The sequence below is a fragment of the Bradyrhizobium sp. PRIMUS42 genome, assembly GCF_023006515.1.
Classification (GTDB): domain Bacteria; phylum Pseudomonadota; class Alphaproteobacteria; order Rhizobiales; family Xanthobacteraceae; genus Bradyrhizobium.
Genome location: NZ_JALBGZ010001131.1, coordinates 1 through 1348, shown reverse-complemented (window position 1 = coordinate 1348; position 1348 = coordinate 1). Strand labels below are relative to the sequence as shown.

Annotated in this window: 2 protein-coding genes and 1 pseudogene; 2 read left to right on the top strand and 1 reads right to left on the bottom strand. The window is 63.7% G+C overall.

The features are described from left to right. Window positions 1-597 (bottom strand): annotated as a pseudogene (locus MOV75_RS38310) (hypothetical protein); the annotation flags it as partial. Window positions 598-901: 304 nt separating this feature from the next. Here MOV75_RS38310 and MOV75_RS38305 point away from each other — a divergent pair. After that, window positions 902-1147: a zinc-finger domain-containing protein gene (locus tag MOV75_RS38305; protein ID WP_007602543.1), complete on the top strand. Its 246-nt coding sequence runs from the start codon at window positions 902-904 to the stop codon at window positions 1145-1147. 19 nt (window positions 1148-1166) lie between these two features. Then, a partial coding sequence (locus MOV75_RS38300; RefSeq protein ID WP_247008026.1) for an FAD-dependent oxidoreductase occupies window positions 1167-1348 on the top strand: 182 nt, incomplete at its 3' end.

Genomic DNA, 1348 nt, shown 5'->3' with positions numbered 1-1348 from the left:
CTTGCGGGCGTCCTTGACCAGCGTCAGTCCGGCGCGCACGGGCGCAGCGCCACCGACGGACACATACGTTGCCGCAGTCACCGCAAGGCCGGCCGTCGCGAGGCCGAGCACCAGGCGATCGGTGTCCTCGCCCATGGCGAGGTGCTTGCCCTCCCGCACGACGTCCCTGATGTCGCCGATCACGAAGAGATCCCCGGCCACCGTCCCGGACAGGCTCGCGACATCGTCGGCGTTGCCGGTGACGAGGCCGGTGGCAAAGCGCTTTGCGAAATACGAGGTGGAATTCTGTTCCTTGACCGCATCGCTCACGCGGCTCAGGAGGTCGTCCGGCAACGCGATGTTCCGGTCGCGCGCCAACGCCACAAAACTGTCGGCGAGATCGGCGTCATCGGCGGCGAGCGCGGCCTCAATGTTGTCCTGAACCAGCCGGTCATTCCGCTGCAGCAGCGCATCGAGCTTGAGCTCGGAGAGCACGGCCGGATCATCCTGGGCGGCGAGGATCGTGCCCGCCTCACGGGCGTGCGGCGCTACCTGCGCGAGCATGAAGCTGCACGCCGCGATACCGGTCAACGCTGTGCTGATTCGCAGCCACTTCATGCGGGAAACCTGGACGGTCCTGAAATCGTTGACGATTGATTCGTCTCTGGTCGCCAATTGCGCTCGTCCACAGACATAGTATGCCAAAATTGCGACACAACGTCCCCGACGAAAGAAGGGCTTCTCTCAGGCCTCAAGATTGTGTCGAATTTGCATGAGCAAATGAGCATGGGGTAATTGCGGGGCTTTCGGTTCCGCTGGACTAGCAATCGTCTGCACCCGCCAGTATGGTCCGCGGCGCCTTAAAGATGCCGCGTCAGTTCGTGATTGTGTCTGCCGCCATTGCCACTCCAGGATGAGTTCGATGTCCGACCATGTCGTCCCGCACTTCCACAACGATGCCGGTGTCCCCGTCATCGAGATCGGCTCGCAAGAGTTCATGTGCGTAGGCGCCAACCCTCCGTTCGACCATCCTCACGTCTTCCTCGACCTCGGCAACGACAACGAGATCATCTGCCCCTACTGCTCGACGCTGTACCGGTTCGCGGCCGACCTGAAGGCAGGCGAAGCCCGTCCGCCGGAATGCGTCCTGAAGGACAAGGTGGCCTGACCGCTTCCATCGGTCAGGGGTGGCGCTCTCCCGAACGATTGTCATCGCCGGTGCCGGCATCGGTGGACTGACGGCTGCGCTTGCGCTCGCAAACCGCGGCTTCCGGATCGTCGTGCTGGAAAAGGCCGAGCGCCTCGAGGAAGTCGGCGCCGGCCTGCAGCTCTCGCCCAATGCCAGCCGCGTGCTGGTCGAGCTCGGCCT

Bases quoted from the DNA above. Each gene is read 5' to 3' on its own strand.
- MOV75_RS38305 (WP_007602543.1), top strand. From the start codon at position 902: ATGTCCGACCATGTCGTCCCGCACTTCCACAACGATGCCGGTGTCCCC.